This is a genomic window from Streptomyces sp. DH12 (assembly GCF_020873895.1).
GTDB lineage: Bacteria > Actinomycetota > Actinomycetes > Streptomycetales > Streptomycetaceae > Streptomyces.
This window is the reverse complement of record NZ_JAHWGT010000005.1, coordinates 66,132-82,277: the sequence shown is the minus strand read 5'-3', so window position 1 is coordinate 82,277 and position 16,146 is coordinate 66,132. Positions and strand designations below refer to the sequence as shown.

Annotated in this window: 15 protein-coding genes; 5 read left to right on the top strand and 10 right to left on the bottom strand. The window is 73.9% G+C overall.

From position 1 onward, the window contains the following. Positions 1-275 precede the first annotated feature (275 nt). The 6 genes from LPA54_RS06110 to LPA54_RS06080 all read right to left on the bottom strand — a co-directional run bounded on the left by LPA54_RS06110 (position 276) and on the right by LPA54_RS06080 (position 7,278). Positions 276-911 carry a bifunctional 2-polyprenyl-6-hydroxyphenol methylase/3-demethylubiquinol 3-O-methyltransferase UbiG gene (locus LPA54_RS06110; protein ID WP_228974548.1) on the bottom strand — a complete coding sequence of 212 codons (636 nt, stop codon included), beginning with the start codon at positions 909-911 and terminating at the stop codon, positions 276-278. 176 nt (positions 912-1,087) lie between these two features. Beyond that, positions 1,088-2,035: an RNA polymerase sigma-70 factor gene (locus LPA54_RS06105; RefSeq protein ID WP_228974546.1), complete on the bottom strand. Its 948-nt coding sequence runs from the start codon at positions 2,033-2,035 to the stop codon at positions 1,088-1,090. A gap of 116 nt (positions 2,036-2,151) precedes the next feature. Continuing rightward, a complete protein-coding gene (locus tag LPA54_RS06100; RefSeq protein ID WP_228974544.1) occupies positions 2,152-2,628 on the bottom strand; it encodes a carboxymuconolactone decarboxylase family protein in 477 nt (158 codons plus the stop codon). Between the two features lie 190 nt (positions 2,629-2,818). Next, a complete protein-coding gene (locus LPA54_RS06095) occupies positions 2,819-4,246 on the bottom strand; it encodes an aldehyde dehydrogenase family protein (protein WP_228974542.1) in 1,428 nt (475 codons plus the stop codon). Positions 4,247-4,248: 2 nt separating this feature from the next. Continuing rightward, positions 4,249-6,669 carry an aminotransferase class III-fold pyridoxal phosphate-dependent enzyme gene (locus LPA54_RS42600; RefSeq protein ID WP_306806461.1) on the bottom strand — a complete coding sequence of 807 codons (2,421 nt, stop codon included), beginning with the start codon at positions 6,667-6,669 and terminating at the stop codon, positions 4,249-4,251. A gap of 393 nt (positions 6,670-7,062) precedes the next feature. Further along, entirely contained in the window at positions 7,063-7,278 is a 216-nt protein-coding gene (locus tag LPA54_RS06080; RefSeq protein ID WP_228974540.1) for a hypothetical protein, read from the bottom strand. Between the two features lie 343 nt (positions 7,279-7,621). Between LPA54_RS06080 and LPA54_RS06075 the strand changes: the two genes are divergently transcribed. Further along, on the top strand, positions 7,622-8,800 hold the full coding sequence (locus tag LPA54_RS06075; protein WP_267486804.1) for a hypothetical protein: 1,179 nt from the start codon (positions 7,622-7,624) through the stop codon (positions 8,798-8,800). 93 nt (positions 8,801-8,893) lie between these two features. Here the strand turns inward: LPA54_RS06075 and LPA54_RS06070 are convergent, their stop codons facing one another. Together LPA54_RS06070 and LPA54_RS06065 are read right to left on the bottom strand one after the other, a co-directional pair. Further along, on the bottom strand, positions 8,894-9,961 hold the full coding sequence (locus tag LPA54_RS06070; RefSeq protein WP_228974538.1) for a hypothetical protein: 1,068 nt from the start codon (positions 9,959-9,961) through the stop codon (positions 8,894-8,896). A gap of 332 nt (positions 9,962-10,293) precedes the next feature. Continuing rightward, on the bottom strand, positions 10,294-11,547 hold the full coding sequence (locus tag LPA54_RS06065; protein ID WP_228974799.1) for a PP2C family protein-serine/threonine phosphatase: 1,254 nt from the start codon (positions 11,545-11,547) through the stop codon (positions 10,294-10,296). A gap of 565 nt (positions 11,548-12,112) precedes the next feature. Between LPA54_RS06065 and LPA54_RS06060 the strand changes: the two genes are divergently transcribed. Together LPA54_RS06060 and LPA54_RS06055 are read left to right on the top strand one after the other, a co-directional pair. Then, positions 12,113-12,865, top strand: coding sequence for an alpha/beta fold hydrolase (locus tag LPA54_RS06060; RefSeq protein ID WP_228974535.1), 753 nt, complete (start codon positions 12,113-12,115; stop codon positions 12,863-12,865). After that, complete coding sequence (locus tag LPA54_RS06055) at positions 12,862-13,371, top strand: hypothetical protein (RefSeq protein WP_228974533.1); 510 nt, start codon at positions 12,862-12,864, stop codon at positions 13,369-13,371. The genes LPA54_RS06060 and LPA54_RS06055 overlap by 4 nt, the downstream gene beginning before the upstream one ends. Positions 13,372-13,464: 93 nt before the next feature. Here LPA54_RS06055 and LPA54_RS06050 read toward each other — a convergent pair whose 3' ends face one another. Next, positions 13,465-13,983, bottom strand: coding sequence for a GNAT family N-acetyltransferase (locus LPA54_RS06050; protein ID WP_228974531.1), 519 nt, complete (start codon positions 13,981-13,983; stop codon positions 13,465-13,467). A 182-nt stretch (positions 13,984-14,165) separates the two neighbouring features. On the opposite strand from LPA54_RS06050, the gene LPA54_RS06045 reads away from it, so the two are divergent. Beyond that, positions 14,166-14,810 carry a tryptophan 2,3-dioxygenase family protein gene (locus LPA54_RS06045; RefSeq protein ID WP_228974528.1) on the top strand — a complete coding sequence of 215 codons (645 nt, stop codon included), beginning with the start codon at positions 14,166-14,168 and terminating at the stop codon, positions 14,808-14,810. A gap of 98 nt (positions 14,811-14,908) precedes the next feature. Continuing rightward, on the top strand, positions 14,909-15,385 hold the full coding sequence (locus LPA54_RS06040) for a hypothetical protein (RefSeq protein WP_228974526.1): 477 nt from the start codon (positions 14,909-14,911) through the stop codon (positions 15,383-15,385). Between the two features lie 156 nt (positions 15,386-15,541). Here the strand turns inward: LPA54_RS06040 and LPA54_RS06035 are convergent, their stop codons facing one another. Continuing rightward, complete coding sequence (locus tag LPA54_RS06035) at positions 15,542-15,994, bottom strand: VOC family protein (RefSeq protein ID WP_228974524.1); 453 nt, start codon at positions 15,992-15,994, stop codon at positions 15,542-15,544. Positions 15,995-16,146: the final 152 nt, after the last annotated feature.

Below are 16,146 nucleotides of genomic sequence, written 5' to 3'. Positions count from 1 at the left end.
GTCCGACCGCCCGGTTCCGCCCGCGCTGCTCGGCGAGCGTTCCGGCCGGGCCAGGGCCCGCTGCGAGGGCGAGTCCGACGACGTCATCGCCGACAGCCGCACCCGGGACGGCTCCTGATCGGCGCTGCCGATGAGTCACTGCCGACAAGTCAGCTGCGGGCCCTGCTCGACGAGTTCGCGGCGGACCAGGCGGAGCGCCGGGACCGCACCGACACCGAACCCCCCGCGCCCACCGTCGACCCGGCTGGCGCTGACACCGCAGGGCCCCCGTGGGGTCACTCCCGCCGCAGGCGCCACACGTGGTCGTCACGGTGGCCGTCGAGCCCCTCCGGGGACGCGCTCGGCCTGCGCACGGTCTCCCGGGTCACGACGCTCCACTCCCCCTCCGGCAGGGCGAGTTCGGCGAGGAGGCCGTCCAGGGTGGGGAACTCCGTGTCGAAGGGCGGCCTCTCCATCCAGGAGGGCCAGCCCGCGTGCATGACGATCAGCAGGGTCCCCCCGTCCGCGACGGAGCGGGCGGCGCGGCGCAGGACGCCCCGCCGGTCGAGTTCCACCGGCGACTGGAGGTACTGGGCGCTGACCAGGTCGAAGGAGCCGTCCGGGAACGACCGGCCCAGTTCGTGGCGCTCCCAGCAGGTGCGCTCGGCCACCCCGGCCTCGACGGCGTGCCGGGCGGCGCGCTCCAGCGCGGTGGCCGAGACGTCCACGCCGGTGACCCGCCAGCCGGTCGCTGCGAGCCAGATCGCGTCGCCGCCCTCCCCGCACCCCAGGTCCAGGGCGGTGCCGGGCGGCAGGCCCGCCGCCTCCCTGACGAGCAGGTCGTTCGGGCGGCCGCTGAAGAGGCGGGCGGTGTCGCGGTAGCGGGCCTCCCAGAAGTCGGCGGGCCGTTCCGGTGCGGGCGTGGCGTTCATCGGGTGCCTCCGGTGCCGGGCGGTCGTCTGCTCGTCCGGGCGCCCCGCCCCGTACGACGCCCGTTACGGGAAGCCTGCGGCACGACTTCTCCCGGCGGGAAGCGACGGTGCCGGTACGGCAACGACGTCTCCGGCGCCGGGCGGCCGGCGGCGCCCGCGGGGCCGCCCCGCGGGGGTCACCGCGTGAGTCGGCGGGCCTGCTTCACCTCGTGGGAGAGGGCCCACACGTCGGCCACCGGGCCCAGGTGCCGCAGCTTGTCGGGGTTGATGACGGAGCGGATGGTCCGGATCCGCCCCTCGACCACGTCCAGCACCAACGTGTTGAGCACCCTGCCCTCCCGGTCGCGGGAGACGGCTCCCGGCTGGCCGTTGACCTCCCGCGGCTCGAACGTCACCCCGACACGGGCCATCGCGGGAAAGACCGAGGCGAGCAGCCGGGCCACGTTCCCGGCGCCGACGAGGGCCCTCGGCAGTTGCGGGGCCTTGCCGCCGCCGTCCCCCACGAGGTGCACGTCCGCGGCGAGCAGGTCCTGCAGCGCCTCGACGTCCCCGTCCTTCAGCGCGACCAGGAACCGCGTCGCCAGCTCCTGCCTCTCCCGACGGTCCGCCGTGAAGCGGGGCCGCCCGTCCCGCATGTGCCGCCGCGCCCGTACGACCAGCTGCCGGCAGGCCGCCTCCGACCGCCCGACCGCCGAGGCGACCTCCTCGTAGCCGAAGCCGAAGACCTCCCGGAGCACGAACACCGCCCGCTCAAGGGGGCTGAGCCGTTCCAGCAGCAGGAGCGCCGCCATGGAGACGGAGTCGGCGAGCTCCGCCGACCGCGCCGGGTCCTGGTACGGATCGCTCAGCAGCGGCTCGGGGAACCAGGGGCCCACGTACTGCTCCCGCCGCACCCGCGCGGAACGCAGTACGTCGATCGAGACGCGCGTCACCGTCGCCGACAGGAAGGACTTCGTCGACGCGGGCCTGGTCGACGAACCGTCGTACCGCAGCCACGTCTCCTGCACCGCGTCCTCGGCCTCGCCCACACTGCCCAGGATGCGGTAGGCGATCGAGAACAGCAGCGGGCGCAGCCCCTCGAACTCCTCGACCTTGCTCGCGTGGTTCGCCTGGTCCACCTGCACCGAAGTCCTCCCCGGACTCGCTCCCACCCGACCGTACGCGGCGGCGCGGGCGGCTTCCTCTCCGATCGTCGGCCCGCCGGCGGCCCCGCCCATGGCACGGCCGCCAGCGCGCCCGGTCAGTGGGCCAGGCCGGGCGTGTAGGAGCCGGTGGCCGGCTGCCGGGTGATGACGTTCATCCGGTTCGCCGTGTTCATGAAGGAGATCAGCAGCACCAGGGCGACGAGCTGCTCCTCGTCGTGGTGCCGGGCGGCGCGCTCCCACACGGCGTCGGCGACCCCGCCGGCCCCGTCGGCGATGCGGGTGCCCTCCTCCGCCAGCTCCAGCGCGGCCCGCTCGGCCTCGGTGAAGACGGTGGCCTCCCGCCACGCCGCCACCAGGTTCAGCCGCACCGCCGTCTCGCCGGCGGCGACGGCGTCCTTGGTGTGCATGTCGAGGCAGACCGCGCAGCCGTTGATCTGGCTCACGCGCAGCGCCACGAGCTCCTGCGTCGCGGCCGGCAGCGGCGATTCCCTGAGGGCCCGGCCCGCCGTGATGAAGTTCTTCAGGACCTTCCCCGAGCTCTGGTGGGCGAAGAAGTCCAGTCGCGCGTCCATGGTGTGCTCCCTGCGGTGGCGAAGTGGCTTGCACACCCGAGACGGGACAGCCCGACCGCGTGTGACACGGACGGGTGTGACCTGCGTCTCGCGCTCCGGAGCGGGAGCGGAGGAGGCCGGCGCCGGGGCGGAGCACACGGCTCCGCCCCGGCGCCGACCGTGGTGCGGCCGGGCTCGGAGCGTGGCGGCGCTACCGTCCCGGCCCCGCGGTCGCAGTGGCGGGAGCGGTCGCCGCGGCCGCCGGCGCGGACGGCGGTGTGAAGGTCTTGCCGCGCATGAGGAACTCGCCGAGGTAGCCGTCGTGCGGCAGTCCGGGGACCAGTACGTGCGTCGGGTGGTCGCCGACGTGGAGACTGCGGATGGCGGGCTCGTCGAGCAGCTCCTCCACCAGTTCCCCGTCGGACGTCAGGGCGGTGAGCACCACCGTGTCGCGCAGCGGGGCCAGGCCGTCGGCGCGGGTCCAGGGCGCGACCCACACGCAGGGGAAGGGCATCTCCAGGCGGGTCTGGGGCGCGTCGGCGCGGTCCAGCTGGAACACCGCCGGGCGCAGCGCCGCGGAGCCGTCCCCGAGCTCGTCGACGACGGTCTCGCCGCCGAGCCACGCCCTGGCGCCGGCGGCCTCGGAGCGCAGGTACTTGTCCAGGGTGCGGGCCGCGTCGACCTGCCGGACCGGCAGCACGGCCCGGTCGTCCTGCGGCGGCAGCGAGGGGAGGGCGGCGAGACGGCCGGCGATGGCCTCGGCGACCGGCGCCGGGTCCCCCTCGACGAAGACGGCCGTGGCGTTCACACAGGCGGCGCCGGCCTGCCGGCTGATCGAGTCGACGATCGTGTCGAGGTGCCCGGTGGCGTCGGTGTCGGCGGTGACGAGGATCTTGGCGCGTCCCGGCCCGTGCGGCAGCACGGTCGCGTCGGCGCGGTACTTGGCGATGACGTCCTCGCCGCCGTAGACCATGGCGAGGTCGGCGCCGTCCACCAGGTCGTCGGCGACGCCGTGGTCGGTGGGCAGGAGGACGACGTGGTCGGTGCCGAACCCGGCCTCGTGCAGGGCGGTGACCAGGCGGTGCGCGGTCAGCGGCTCGCGGCGGGAGGGCCGCACGGCGAGGCGGTAGCCCAGCGCCAGCGCCTCCACCCACTGCACGTGGATGCCGGGGTGGTTGCCGGCGGTGACGACGGCGAGCACGTCGGCGCGGCGGATCCACACCGCCCGGCCGGCGCCGTGCGAGGTGTCCCGGCTGCCGCGGGGCCTGGCCTGGCCCGCGGAGCCGTACGCGCCGGCCATGCCCGCGGCGGTGGTGGCGGTGGCCTCCCGCACCATGGTGACGGGCAGACCGCTCACGCGGGCCACGGCGTGCTCGTAGGCCTCGACGGACAGGCCGCCGAGGGTGGCCGTGGCGAACAGCCGGCCCGCCTCGGCGAGTGCCGCCGTCCGCTCGTCCGCGGAGAGCGTCCGCGCCCGCTTCAGCGCGGTCAGGGCGCGCCGCACGTACAGGCGCGGGACCATGCTCAGCTCGGCGACCGGCCGGCCGGTGACGTCGGTGACGACCTCCCGCGCCTGCGCCCGGTAGGGGCCGCCGGGGCCGAGGGCGTCGAGGTGGACGACTCCCGGGGAAGCGGGCATCGTCAGTACACCCCCTCGATGACGGTGGTGCCGTCGAACGTCGGGACGGGCTTGATGTCGGCGACCGCGTCCCCGCCGAACCCGGCGGCGGGGGGCCTGCGGATGGCGGTGTCCCGTTCGAGGTTGTTCGGTATGAGCATGCTGCGGCTGACGTGGTTCATGACGACCCGCCCGCGTTCGCCGTACGGCACGCGCTTCCCGGTCTCCGGGTCGACGACGCTCATGCTGACGAACGGGTACGGCGGGTCGAACGTCGACGGTTCGTCCTCGGCGAGGCCCGCCCGCTCGTACATGCCGCAGCCGACCATGGTGCTGCCGTAGAAGCCGAGCAGCTGCGCCTCGGGGAACACCTCGGTGCGGAAGAGGGTGCGGGTGTCGACGTCCATGGAGGCGCCGCCCCAGATGAGGGTGCGGACCTTCCGGTTGACGAGGTCGGCCATCTCCTCGTCGTCGGCCAGCGCCTCCAGCAGGGGCGGGGTGGTGAAGACGACACCGATGTCCTGGCTCCGCAGGATCCACCTGACCTGGTCGAGCACGTGCTCCAGGTACCTCCTGGTGTCGTCCTGGCGGCCCTCCGCGACGCACCTCTTCACCCAGCGGGGGTCGAGGTCGACGGTGAAGGGGTGGCCGCCGCGGCGGTGCGCCAGCGTGCGGCCCATGGGGCCGAACATGTGCGGTCCGCTGGGGCCGATGGTCAGCCAGTTGACGCCCCGGGGGACGCCGCGGTCGTCCAGGACGCCGCAGTGCCACGAGTTCAGCCGGTCGTGCAGGTCGGGCAGCCAGGCGACGCGCTTGGGGGCGCCGGTCGTGCCGCCGCTCTCGAAGACGTCCAGCGGGATCGGCGCCTCCCCGTACCCGCGCGGCACGAGGTCCTCGGCGCGGACGTCGCGCAGCTCGTCGACGACGTTCGGGAACAGCGCCAGGTCGGCTTCGGTCCGGACGTCCTTGCGCGGGTCGAAGTCGAGTGTCCTGGCCCGCTCCAGCCAGAACCGGGAGCCGGTCTTCGGGTCGAAGTGCCACTCCATGGCGGCGGCCAGCAGGTCCGGCATCGACGGTGGCCGTTCCCACGGCGCGTCGAGCACCGACGGCTCGCGGGTCGGCGCGGCGGCCCCGGCGGCGCCGTTCCCGCCGGCGCGCCTGCGGGCGGACCTGTCGGCGTGCTCGGTGAGGGCGTCGGTGACGGCGGTCGCCACCCGGTCCGCTTCGTCGAGCCCCATCACCAGCGGCGGGCTCAGCAGGACGGTGTTCGGGTTGTTGCGGATGACGACGCCGTGGCGCTCCCGGACCAAGGGCGGCACCCACTCGGCGGAGAGCGGCTCACCGGTGGCGGGGTCCGCCGCCAGTTCGATGCCGATCATGAGGCCGATCTGCCGCACCTGGCCGACGGTGGGCAGTTCCTCCAGGCGGCGCAGCTGGGCGCCGAGGTGGTCGCCGACCTTCACGGCGGCCCCGAGCAGGTTCTCCCGCTCCATGATGTCGAGGTTCTCCAGGGCCACCGCGCACCCCGTCGCGTGGCCGCTGTAGGTGTAGCCGCCGATGAACCCCTCGTCCCGGGTGACGACGTCGACGACGTGGTCGGCGACGAGCAGGGCGCCCATCGGGAAGTAGCCGGAGGTCAGCCCCTTGGCCGTGACGATGAAGTCGGGTGTGACGCCCATCCGTTCGGCGGCGAACCAGTGCCCGGTCCTGCCGAACGCGGTGATGACCTCGTCGAGGATGAGGAGGATCCCGTGCTCGGCGAGGAGTTCACGCACTCGCGGCCAGTAGTCGGCCGGCGGTTCGATGACACCGGCGACGCCGAGGATCGGCTCGCCGATCATGACGGCGATGCGGTGGGCGCCGATCTCCTCGATGGTCTCGCGCAGTTCGCGCAGACAGAATTCCGTGGGGTCCTCACCGCCGTACATCTCCGGGTGGAAGGGCATCGGGGGCGTCAGGTGCCGGACGTCGGGCATCATGGGGCCGAAACCCTGGTGGAACATCGGCATTCCGGTCGCCGCGCCGCCGCCGTAGGTGATTCCGTGGTACCCGAAGTTCCGGGCGAGGACCCAGGTGCGCTCGGTCTCGCCGCGCCGGTGGTGGTAGAGCCGGGCCATGCGCAGTGCGGCGTCGACGGATTCCGCGCCGCCACTGGTGAAGTACACGCGCTCCATCGGGGAGGGCGCCAGGCCGATGAGGCGGTCGGCCAGTCTGATCGAGGGTTCGTTGGTGAACTCGTGGAAGCTGCTGAAGTATTCCAGTTTCCCCATCTGCCCGGCCGCGGCCTCGATCATCTCGCGCCGTCCGTGGCCGACGTGCGCGAGCATGAGACCGCCGGTGGCGTCCAGGTATTCGCGGCCGTGCGCGTCGCGTAAGCGGCAACCGGAACCCGCCACCATGACGATGCGGTCGGTGACGTCGCCGGGCAGGTGCGGGTGGATCAAGCGGGAGCGGTCTTTCCTGACCAGGGATTCTGCGTCTACCAGCGGTCCCGTCATCGCGTCCTCACATCGAGAATCGGCCGAAGTTCCCATTCCAGGTGTTCTTCGCCAGGATGCTAGTGCGCGGCGGGGGGAAGAGAAACGCTGTTCAAGTGAAGCGGCTCCCCGGGGGTATGGGCCGGGGACGGGTCGGGCCCGGATCCGGGTCCGGCAGGATTTCCCGATGTGGAATCGGATCTTTCCCCTTTTTCCCGAGGCCCGTCGCGATACCCGGCGGTGAATTCGGCACCCCGGTGAAAAGCGCCCGTTCCAGGGCCCCGGTCAGGGGGCGGGAACGGGTGCGGGTGTCTCACGGCGGCTGCCGGCGTGCGGCCGCCGTGTGGAGGGGCGGCCTGCTCAGGGGTGCGGCGCGTTCGGGTCCTCGTCGGCCGTCGGCAGGCGCGTGTGCCCCTCCGCCCAGTTGTTGACCCAGCCGCAGACCCCACAGGCGTAGCGGCCGTTGAGTCCGGACACCTGCGATCCGCAGGCCTCGCACATCGTCGTCGTGATCTCCGGCGTGGTCAGCCGCGCTCCGGCCGGTTCACGCTCCGGCTCCCACCTGCTACTGGTCATCGCCGCCCGCCCCCGCCGTCGGCGGCGTCGCGCTCGACCAACCGCAGCCCTGGGAGCACGTCCACCGCGGGCCCTGCTGTAACGCCTGCGCACCGCATCGCTGACAGTTCACGTCGGCCCTCCGCTCGGTCGCCGCCGGCCGTACCCGTCCGGTCCCGTCCAGTGTCACAGCACGGCGGCGCGAGGGCGAGGCCGCCCGGCGACGACCACCCTTCCGTGGGTCCGCGCGCCGTCGAGCCGGGGGCACGCGCCGCCCGGGACGCCGGAAAACCCGGTGCGCGGGCGCCCGTCGGGACCCAGGATGTGCGGGGCGACGTCCTCGGTCCGTCACTCTCCCTCCGTCTTGGCAGGAACAGGGCAACCTTTTGAGGCGGGCGCGAGTCTACGTACCGATCACACCTACGAGGAGACCATCATCACCGCCATACGCAAGACCCTCACCGCCACCGCCGTCGTCGGCGCCGTCCTCGCGGGTTCGGCCGCGTGCGGCACCGTGGAGCAGCTGTCCGCCGGGCAGAAGCTCGACCGGGCCTTCGAGAAGCTGAACAAGGAGAAGACGCTCTCCTTCGAGCTCTCCCTCGACACCGACGCCGCCTCGCTCAAGGCGCTGGACGACACGTCGGACCCCGAGAGCGGCGAGGCGATGCCGGACGAGGCGGTGGAACTGCTCCGCGGGGCGAAGGTCAATGTCACCGTGCAGTCGAAGAAGCCGTTCGACGAGTCCGGTGAGAAGGACCTCGACGGCATGGCCATGAAGGTCAGCACCCCTGACGGGGACGTCCTGGAGTACCGGGTCGTCGGCGACCACACCTACTTCCGCACCGACGCGAGCGCCATCGGCAAGGCCATGGGCAGCCCCCTCCCCGAGGCGAAGGACCTGCCCCCGGAGGCCGGCGCGTTGAAGAAGGTGCTGGAGGGCGAGTGGGTGAAGATCGACACCAAGAAGATGGAGGAGCTCGCGGCCGAGAACGGCGGGCAGCCCGGGGCGAAGCCCTCGCCGGCGCCCAGCCTGGACGCCGCGACGCAGAAGAGGCTCGTGGAGGCCCTGCGGGACGTCGTCGCGCGTGAGGTCGACTTCAAGACGGCCGGCGGCGAGGACGGCACGGAGCACATCACCGCCACGGCCCCCTTCCGCACGCTGATCACCGAGATGCTCGGCGAGATCCGCCCGCTGGTGAAGGACCTGCCGCCGGGTGTGGAGCTGCCGGCGGACAAGGACCTGAAGGACGCCCCGAACACCAAGGTGACGGCGGACTTCACCCTGAAGAACGGCGAGCTGAAGGAGGTCCACGTCGACCTCGCGAAGCTCGCGGAGAAGGCCGAGGTCAAGAAGCTCGGCCTCGTGATGCGGGTGAGCGAGGGCGTCAAGCCCACCGCCCCGGCCGGCGCCACGGAGCTGGACGTCCAGGAGCTGATGGAGAACATCTTCGCCGGCGCGGGGATGGGCGCGGAAGGGCCCGCGGGGAGCGACTTCCCCGAGGAGGGTTTCCCGGACGAGGGGTTCGTCGAGGAGACCGCGTAACCCTCCGCTCGGGGCCCGCGCCGCACTGACGCGGGCCCCGGCACGGCGGGGCCGCGGGCCGGGCCGCGACCGGTCGCGGCCCGGCCCGGCATGTCACCGGGTGACGCCGCAGCGGTCGTCGGAGACGGTGTTGCCGCCGAGGTCGACGAACCCGGCGAGCACGGCGCGGCAGTCGTCCGGCCCCGCCAGGCTGGTGTTGCCGGTGACGGTGCTGTTCTTCAGCCGGACGTCGCCGGGGCCGGCGGGCAGGGGCGGGCCGGGCACGTAGGCGAGAGTGATGTTGATGCCGCCGCCGCCCTTGTCGGCGTGGTTGCCGGTCACCTCGCTGTCCACGAGCGTGACGTCGCGGACGCCCCGCACGTCGATGCCGCCGCCGTAGCCGGCGAGTTCGCCGGGGCGGGTCGGGTCGTGGGGGTCGACGACGCGGTTGTCGGTGATCTTCGACCGTTCGACCAGTCCAGCCGAGTCGAAACGGATGCCGCCGGCCTCGCCGGCCTCGTTGTGGTCCACGAGGCTGTCGCGCAGTGTGAGGGAGCTGAACGGGATGTTCTGGACGGCACCGCCGATCCGCCCGGTGTTCCGGGTGAGGTGGACGCGCTCCATCGTCAGGGCGGACGAGTTCAGCACGGCTCCGCCGCCGTAGAGGTTGTAGGGGGACGCCGTGGGTTCCGACCGGCCTCCCGTGATGGTGAGGTCCGTGATCGTCGTCGGCCGCATCGTGGTGAACACCCGGTCGATGCCGTGGCCGTCGATGACCGTCCGGCCCACGCCGGCCCCGGTGATCGTGGTGGGCGCGAAGACCTTCAGGTTGCCGTGTGCCGTGTCGGCCAGGGTGTAGTCGGTGAAGGCCCGTCCGAGGAGGGGCGGGATGCCGAGGTCGTACCGGCCGGCCGGGAGCACGATCGTCGAGCCCGGGTGGGCGTTGGCCTCCATGACCGCCGCCCGCAGCGTGCAACCGCCGCCGGCCGTGCGGCACATGCCGTCGGAGCGGGTCGCGTCGGGCGCGTCGGTGGTGCTGTCGACCACGATCCGCCGGTCCCGGTCGGTCTGCGCGTGTGCGGTGCCCTGGCCGGGCACCAGGGCCGCGGCGAGACCCAGGACCGCGCCGGCCGTCGCCACGGCTCGGGCCTTCCGTGCTGATGTCCGCTTGGTTTCGATCATGGACGGGACGCTAGTCCCCGAAAGCTACCGACAAGTAGGACGAACATCACGGATGGGAATTTTTGGCCATGTATCGCCGCAAAGCGAACACGGTTCTCGTTCGTCGCCGCGCTCCGCCTTCCCCTCCCCCGCTCCCCCACACCCACCGGAGCGGCCTCGTGAGCACGGCCTGCCGGGTCCGCCGCCCGGCCACGCACCGCCGGCGCGGTGGACTGCCGGACACCCGGGTGGGGCAGCCGGCCTGGCGGACCGTCACAGATGCGACACGACGGCCGGGAAGGCGGCCTTGCCCGCCACCCCGTCGCCGGGCGGTGAGCCGGGGCTCCCGCGCTTCACGAGCCGGTTCCGGCAGGGGTGTCGGGACCCTGGGAGGAGAGGCCGGTCAGGTCGGCCGCCGTGTGGGCCGGCTCCAGTTCGGGCCCGATCCACTCGCAGAGCAGGACGGTGGCGTCGTCCTGGAGGTGACCGTCGTGGTAGTCGAGGACGGCGTGGACGAGCCGGCGCAGCGTCTCGGGGACGGGCAGGCCGTCGGCGTGGTGGCGGATGAGGAAGTCGGTGAAGCGTTCCAGGCCGAACTCCGGACCGCCGGGCCGGCGGGCCTCGGTGATGCCGTCGGTGTAGAGCACGATGCGGTCGCCCGGCTGGAGCTGCTCCCGGCACTCGGTGCTGGGCAGCCCGAGGTCGGTGCCCATGGGGTGGCCCGGCGGGCAGGCGAGGTTGGTGGTCCAGCGGTTGTCGCGGATGACGATCGGCGGGTGGTGACCGCGGTTGACCCACCGCAGCAGGCCGGTGCGGGTGTCGAGGGTCGCCAGGATTCCGGTGACGTACCGCCGGCGGTCGTACTGCTCGATGAGCGCGGCCTCGATGGCCTCGGCCCTGCCGACCAGGTCGGCGCCCTCGCGGCGGGCGTTGCGGCACGCACCGAGCGCCAGCGTGCCACAGAGTCCGGCGGCGGTGTCGTGGCCCATCGCGTCGAAGATCGACAGGTGGATCAGCGGCCCGTCCACGGCGTACTCGAACACGTCGCCGCTGATCTGGTACGCGGGCTCCAGCGACGCCGAGATCGCGACCCGCCCGTCCGCGTACGTGCGGGGCGGCAGCAGGTTCCACTGCATCTCCGCGGCGACGCTCATGGGTTCCACGCGCACCAGCTTGGCGAGTGCGTCACTGGTCCCGCGCTTGCTGACGAGGATCAACGCGATGAGCCCGGCCAGCGCCTCCAGGTCGCCACGGACGTCCGGGCCGTCGCGTTCGGCGCCCACCCGGAGCAGGCCGATGCGCTCGGTGCCGTCCAGCAGCGGCACCCACCACTCGAACAGGCCGCCCCCGGCGCCCGGCACGGCGGGCAGGACGTCGCTGTACTGGTAGGCGCGTCCGGCGACGGTGCCCTCGACCGGCACGACGGCCTCGTAGGGCTGGTCCGCCGGCTCCTCGTCCCCGGTGAGCAGGCACAGGACGCTGCGCTGTACGTCCGCCAGGTAGATCGCCACCTGGTGGAAGCCGGCGGCGCGCGCGAACTCGGACGCCTTGACCGGCAGCAGCTCGACGGGCATCAGATGGCTGGCGGCGAGCAGTTCCGCCAGCATGAGCCGTCCGCCCTCGCTGCTCCCTCGCCTCACCGGGCACCTCCGGTCGTCCGCGCCGTCCGCCCGGGACGACTGTCTCCTGTGATGCGGACGCCGTGGGAGGCCCGGTACCCGTGGCCCCGGGCGGCCCCCACCTCCGCCCAGGACCATTACCCCCTCGATGGGGTCTCATCGCCCGGTGCCTCCGTCCGTGCGCCCTGCCGCCGGTACGGAGATGACCGGAAGAGGAGCGTTTGGCATCGCGCCGACTCGCGAGCCCAGGAAGGGACCCCGGCCGGAGGCGGGGCACGCGTCCGGATGAGCGGTCCTCCTTGTGAGGTACTTGCGCGCGCGAGCTTGTGAGGTACCGGCGCGCGCCCCGCCCCGGGCACCGGCCCGCCCACGGCGTCGACGGGCCGGGGCGGCCGTGCCGCCCCGACGACCCGCCGGAAGGGCGGTCCCGGAGGGGTGGCGGGGGATGGCGGGGGGCGGGTGATGGCGGGCGGGTGATCGGGGCAGGCGGGAGTCCATGGACGACACACGGCACCTCCCCGCCTCCGACCTCCATGGACGCGATGGTGTTCCCATGGGACAGACGACGACCGCCGGGATCTTCACCCGCCGGTTCGGGCCCCCGCCGTGCGACGGCGTCCCGGCCGTGGTGCTGGTGCACGGGCTCGGGCTGTCGGGCCGGTACTTCTTGCCGCTCGCGCGGCGGCTGGCGGCGGGCGGGGCGAGCGTGCTCGTACCGGACCTCCCGGGCAACGCGCGGTCGCGGTCCGCCGTGCGCCGCATGCCGGACGTCGGCGCCCTCGCGGAGGCGGTCGGCGACTGGCACCGGGGGCTGTCGCTCGGGCCGTGCACATACGTCGGCAACTCGGTCGGCTGCCAGGTCGTCGCGGCGTTCGCCGCCCGCCACCCCCGGCGGGTGGACCGGGCCGTGATGGTCGGGCCCGCGCTCGAACCGGGGGCGCCCGCCTGGCGCCAGGCGGCGCGGCTCCTCGCGGACGCGCCCCGCGAGCCGCTGCCGCTCCTGGCCGTGGCGACGGCCGACTACCTGCTGACGGGCCCGCTGCGGTTCGCCGCGTCCTTCCGCCACGCCCTGCGGGACGCGGCCACGTCGTTCGAGGCGAACCTCGCCCGGGTCCGGGCGCCGACGCTCGTTGTACGGGGAGCACGCGACCCCCTCGCCTCCGGCGCCTGGGTGCGGCGGGTGGCGCGCACCGTCGCCGACGGGCACCTCGCCGAGGTGCGCGACGCCGCGCACGCGGCCCACTACAGCGCGCCCGATGCCACAGCCGCACTGATCAGGACGTTCGTGACAGGAGGACGCGCGTGAAGCCGTCGAAGACCACCACCCGCACCCCTCGGGCCGGGGAGGAGGGCGGCAAGCCCTCGCCCTGGCTGCGCGTCCTGCCCGGCGTCTCACCGGAGCGACGCGGCCTGGTCCTGGCCTGGTGGGGGTTCGCCCTCACCTTCGGCGGCATGCGGCTGCTCACCTGGCTCATCCACATCGACGTGGCCGGCGTCGGTGACGTCCAGGCCGGCGGGGTGCACCTCCACCACTACGTGTGGGGCATCCTGCTGCTCGCGGCCGTCGGTGTCGCGGGCCTGGTGCAGCGCTCCGCCAGCACGCGCGCGTGGATGGGACTGGCGTACGGGGTCGGCCTGGCGCTCGTGGTGGACGAGGCCGCGCTCCTGATCAGCCTGGAGGACGTCTACTGGGACACCGAGGGCGGGGTGAGCATCGCCCTGGCCATCGCGGTGATCGCCATCGCGGGCGGCGTCCTGGCCGTCACCCGGGACCGCGGGTCGTCGGCGGCGCGCCACCGGGACGGCGGCTGACGACGGCGGGCGCCCCGCCCCCGCCCGGGCGGGGCGACGAAGGCGCGGCGGTGGCGGACGGCCGGGGGGGGGCGGGCGTCTCACCCGTGCCGGTCAGGGGTGGCGGACGAGTTCGTCCGCCAGCACCTCCATGAGCAGCCCGTCGTGCCAGGTGCCGTCCGCTCCGCGCTCGTACTGCCGCATGACGCCCACCGGGCGGAAGCCGACCTTGGTGTAGCAGCGGATCGCCGCCGCGTTGTCGGCCGCCGGGTCGATGACGAGCCGGTGGTGGCCGTGGACGTCGACGAGGTGGCAGGCGAGGGTCCGCACGGCGTCGGTGCCCAGCCCCCTGCCGTGCGTCGCCGGGTCGAGGAAGAGGTCGATCCCGGCGTGCCGGTAGTCCGGCTCCTCCTCGGCGTACCACTGGATCATGCCGACGATCCGCTCCTGGTACTCCACGGTCAGCCACCGGTTGTCCGGGGCGTCGAACTCCCGCGCCATCTCCGCCTCCAGGTCGTCCCCGCCCCTCCACCGGGAGCGGACCTGGGGAGTCGCCCGGATGGCCGCCAGGGCGGGCAGGTCCTCGCGGACGGTGGGGCGGAGGACGACGGAGGCGCCGCGCAGCACGGTCATGGGCGGGAAGGGTACGCCAACGGGCCCGGGCCGCGCCTCGCGATCACGGCAGGTGCGGCGGGACATTGCGCCGGTCGGTGCAGCGCCGGCGCACCGGAGGTGATTTCCGGCCCGCTCCCGGTAACAGTGGGAGAAGGCGCCGACCGCCCTCCCCTCTCGGACCAGCTGCGACGGAGCCCGCTGTGGACACACCCTACGAGCGCTATCTGCGCCTGCCCGCGCTTCTGTCCCTCCAGGATCCACGGACGCCCCGGGACGGTCGGGAACGGTGGGCGGACGAGCACTTCTTCATCGTCGTGCACCAGTCGGCCGAGCTGCTCGTCCGCCAGGCCCTGATCGACCTCGGAACCGCGCTGGAGCACGCCGGGGCGCACCGGGTGCCGGAGACGTGCTCGTCGCTGCGGCGCGTGACCGCCCTGGTCGAGGCCCTCGACCGGCACCTGGCCCTGCTCGACCACCTGGACCCGGCCGACTTCGCCGATTTCCGCCCGCTGCTGGAGGGGGCGAGCGGGGCCCAGTCACCGCAGTTCGCGACCTTGTTCGAGCTGGTCGAAGAGCACGGCGGGGCCTTCTTCCGACACGGCCCGGACACCGGGGGCGCGGCCGGCACGTCCACCGCCCCGGGCGAGGAGCCGCGGGGATCGGAAGACCCGCGGGAGCCGGCCTCGTCCTGGCGGGCCCTGCACAACGCGGTGACCCGGTGGCGCGTCCGCCACCTGCTGATGGTGGAACGCATGATCGGTGAAGAGGCCGGCACGGGAGGCACGACCGGTCTGGAGTACCTGCGCGCCCGGATCGACCTGCCGCCGCGCCGACCCTCCGCCTGAGGGGCCGGGACCGCTCGGCCGCCGGGGGCGGCCAACCGGTGCGGCCGACGGCGGGAGCCGCCGCCCGGCCCTGCGGGCCGCTCGGGCAGGATGGGCCCATGAGCCACGACGAGGCCGCCGGCTTCGCCCTGCCACGCGGAGCGACCGGGTTCTTCCGCCCGGAGGACGGCCCGCTCCCCCGGACCGACCCGCGCGCCTTCCGCCGCGCGCTGCACGCCGCCGCCCGCGCGTCGGGAGGCGCCGTCGGCGAGGTGGAGGAGCAGACGTACCCGCTCACGTTCCACACCGCGGCGGTCACCGAGCGCGGGGGCGAGCGGGTGGTCCTGTGCCACGCCCACCACCCGTGGATCGCCTTCGCCGAGACCCGCAGGAACTGGTACACGGAACAGTTCGCGACCCCGCCCCCATGGGCCCGGTCCTTCTCCGACGCGGGCTTCGTGGTCCTCACCCGCGAACAGCTGACCAGGCCCCTGTCGGACGCCGACATGTCGGCGCTCACCCGGGAGGAACGGCGCCACGCCCGCACCTACGGCGTGGACACGCTGGGCGGACTGCTCTTCAACGCCTGGGCCTGAACAGCCGGTTCCGCGGTACGAGGCCCCCGGGGCGCTTCGGTCGCGGTCGGGCAGGCAGCCGCTCCGGCCACCTCGGCCGGACGTGGCCCCGGGGACGCGGCGCCCAGGGGCAGCAGCCCGCGGCACCGGGCCGGGCCATCGCCGGACCGCGGTCGCTCAGGTCGCGCAGAACTCGTTGCCCTCCGGGTCCCGCATGACCCACCAGTGGCCGGCCGGCCCCTCGTCCACCTCGCGGACCCGGGTCGCCCCCAGCGCCTCCAACCTCGCCACCAGGCCGTCCAGGCCGCCGGGTCCGCTGTGGACGTCCAGGTGCAGGCGGTTCTTCCCGGCCTTGGGCTCCGGCACGTCCTGGAAGAGCAGCCGGCGGCCGTGGCCGACGCCGCTGGTCGCGTCGTAGGGGTCGTCGGGGTGGCGGATGGCGGCGTACCCGCGGAAGATCCGGCGGCCGCGGTGTTCGATGACCGCGTCCTGCGGGAGGTGGCCGGCGGCCGTCAGCTGCTCGACGAGGGGAGTGGGGTCCTCCACCTCGTACTCCAGGGCCGCGGCCCAGAAGTCTGCGAGGGCGGGGGCGTTCGCGCTGTCGATGACGAGCTTCCAGTGCAAGGGCATGGGCTCATCTGACGTTCCGTACGGGTCCCCCCGCAACCCGGTTCCGGCCGACGACCGCCACGGGGCGGCGCCGGCGCGCCCGGCCGATGTTGTCGGGATTGCCGTTGCCGGGGCCGGGGGCGGTGCCGGCGTGGAGCGGGAGGGTTGGCGAA

What these genes read in the sequence shown, in the direction of transcription:
- LPA54_RS06110 (WP_228974548.1), bottom strand. Translation starts at nt 911, where the DNA reads ATGAACGCCACGCCCGCACCGGAACGGCCCGCCGACTTCTGGGAGGCC.
- LPA54_RS06100 (WP_228974544.1), bottom strand. Translation starts at nt 2,628, where the DNA reads ATGGACGCGCGACTGGACTTCTTCGCCCACCAGAGCTCGGGGAAGGTC.
- LPA54_RS06095 (WP_228974542.1), bottom strand. Translation starts at nt 4,246, where the DNA reads ATGCCCGCTTCCCCGGGAGTCGTCCACCTCGACGCCCTCGGCCCCGGC.
- LPA54_RS06080 (WP_228974540.1), bottom strand. Translation starts at nt 7,278, where the DNA reads ATGACCAGTAGCAGGTGGGAGCCGGAGCGTGAACCGGCCGGAGCGCGG.
- LPA54_RS06070 (WP_228974538.1), bottom strand. Translation starts at nt 9,961, where the DNA reads ATGATCGAAACCAAGCGGACATCAGCACGGAAGGCCCGAGCCGTGGCG.
- LPA54_RS06065 (WP_228974799.1), bottom strand. Translation starts at nt 11,547, where the DNA reads ATGCTGGCGGAACTGCTCGCCGCCAGCCATCTGATGCCCGTCGAGCTG.
- LPA54_RS06060 (WP_228974535.1), top strand. Translation starts at nt 12,113, where the DNA reads ATGGGACAGACGACGACCGCCGGGATCTTCACCCGCCGGTTCGGGCCC.
- LPA54_RS06050 (WP_228974531.1), bottom strand. Translation starts at nt 13,983, where the DNA reads ATGACCGTGCTGCGCGGCGCCTCCGTCGTCCTCCGCCCCACCGTCCGC.
- LPA54_RS06040 (WP_228974526.1), top strand. Translation starts at nt 14,909, where the DNA reads ATGAGCCACGACGAGGCCGCCGGCTTCGCCCTGCCACGCGGAGCGACC.
- LPA54_RS06035 (WP_228974524.1), bottom strand. Translation starts at nt 15,994, where the DNA reads ATGCCCTTGCACTGGAAGCTCGTCATCGACAGCGCGAACGCCCCCGCC.